The sequence below is a fragment of the Paenisporosarcina sp. P5_A11 genome, from assembly GCF_056400705.1.
The window spans coordinates 1-2,070 of sequence record NZ_JBFUKT010000304.1 but is presented as its reverse complement, the minus strand read 5'-3'; the positions used below and the strand labels follow the sequence as shown (position 1 = coordinate 2,070).

Genomic DNA, 2,070 nt, shown 5'->3' with positions numbered 1-2,070 from the left:
TGATATTTCTTAAATTGAATTTTAATAAGATGTTTTGAAAATAAAGGCTCTGTTAAACTATCCTGTTGTCTATCGTACATGTACGCTTGCTGCACGCTTCGAATGAGCCAACRAGTATGAAWACCACATACTTGTGGGTCTCATTCTTCACGCTCATGCGCCCTGCTAAGCGCAAATGTACTTGTTTGTTTGTTTGTAATATCAACAGCATTCTTTAACATTTGTTACGAACGATCTACCCTATTAAGAGTGTTTATCATAATACTTCCATAAGATAGTAATTTACCCGTTCAAATGATAAAATAAGAACAAGTATTCGATTATTGAAGGAGGGTCCCATATGACATCCATTCGCTTTTTTCATGTAGCCGACTTGCATCTTGACAGTCCATTTAAAGGAATTACGTCGATGCCAGAGCATCAATTAAAAACTCTTCGGGATAGTACGTTCAATGCTTTCCAAACACTTATTCAATCTGCTGTCCATGAAAAACCGGATTTCATCCTTATCGTAGGAGATATATACGATGGGGAAGACCGTAGCTTACGAGCACAACATAAGTTTCAACAAGGAATGGAAGAATTAAATAATCATCAAATTCCGGTGTTTATTTGTCATGGTAATCATGATCATCTTGGTGGCAAATGGACTCGCTTTCAACTTCCTTCAAATGTACATGTGTTTCAAAAGAAAACAGAACAGGTCCATATTCGTATTCAACAACAAGACGTTTACATAAGTGGGTTTAGCTATAAAGAACGTCATGTTAAAGAGTCTATGATTTCATCTTATTCAGAGGCAAACAATAACGATGCGATTCACATTGGCATGTTGCACGGAAGTTTGGCTGGAGATAAAACACATGACGTCTATGCGCCCTTCACTAAAGACGAACTTATTAGTAAAAATTATGATTACTGGGCGCTTGGTCATATTCATAAACGACAAGTTTTACATATGGAACCACCAATTGTTTATTCAGGCAACATTCAAAGTCGTCATCGGAATGAAAAAGGCCCAAAAGGTTTTTATGACGTTACACTTACAAAAGGAAACGCACAGCTAACATTCATTCCTACATCTGCAATTATTTACGAACAAGTTACATGTTCTTGTAAAGATATCGTCCATGCCAATGAATGGTTCGAAGCTATTGAAGATGTTATTAATCAATTCCGTAACAATTATGGAGCGGGCGTGTTAGAAGTGAAATTAACCGAGGTTGATGCGAATACGTTAGCAATGCTTGACGGTACACCCATGGATGAGTGGCTTTCAATGGTGCGAGAAACCCAAGAAATGAGAGACCCTTTAATTTGGGTGCAGTCAATTTCATTTGAAACTTCAGAAACTTTTGAAATGGAATCGAGTGGACTAACAGAAAATGTGATTTCAGTAATGGATAATTGGAACACAAAAGAATGGAAAGAAATCGTTAGTGATGTTTATCAACACCCTAGGTTGAGTCGATTCATGGAACCATTAACAGAAGAAGACTATAAGACTATTGGAAGAAAAGCCAGTGCATTGTTACAAAAAGAGCTTGTAGTAAAGGAGTGAAAAACCTAATATGCGCATAGACAAGCTTGTGATTTATGGTTTTGGTCAACACGAAGATACTACGATTGAACTTAAAGATGGTATTAATGTATTTTTTGGGTGGAATGAAGCAGGTAAGACAACCATTCAGCAGTTCTTGTTATCGGTACTGTTTGGGTTCCCACTTCGAAATCAAGGGTTACTTAGATACGAACCAAAGGGTGGAGGTAGGCACGGTGGACAAGTGCATATTACTCATACAGAATTCGGAAAAGTTGTTATTGAACGTGTTAAAGGGAAGTCTGCAGGTGACGTAACCGTATACTTTGAGGACGGGACAAGAGGTGAAGAAGAAGCTTTGAAAAAAGTGCTTTATCGCTATGATCGCATTTCGTTCGAGTCGATTTTCTCGTTTTCCATTCATCAATTACAACACTTTGACAAAATGACAGAAGAAGAATTAAGCAGAACACTCCTCGCATCGGGCACTACTGGAGTAGATGCTATTACAAAACTGGAGCAACGTGCGA

2 protein-coding genes are annotated in these 2,070 nt (G+C 37.9%); both read left to right on the top strand.

Annotated features, from left to right (window positions below; translation table 11 throughout):
- Positions 1-340: 340 nt before the first annotated feature.
- Entirely contained in the window at positions 341-1,561 is a 1,221-nt protein-coding gene (locus tag AC1DOS_RS19710) for a metallophosphoesterase family protein (RefSeq protein WP_477538849.1), read from the top strand.
- A 10-nt stretch (positions 1,562-1,571) separates the two neighbouring features.
- Positions 1,572-2,070, top strand: a 499-nt coding sequence (locus AC1DOS_RS19705; RefSeq protein ID WP_477538848.1) for an ATP-binding protein, incomplete at its 3' end; no start/stop codon positions are given.

What these genes read in the sequence shown, in the direction of transcription:
- AC1DOS_RS19710 (WP_477538849.1), top strand. Translation starts at nt 341, where the DNA reads ATGACATCCATTCGCTTTTTTCATGTAGCCGACTTGCATCTTGACAGT.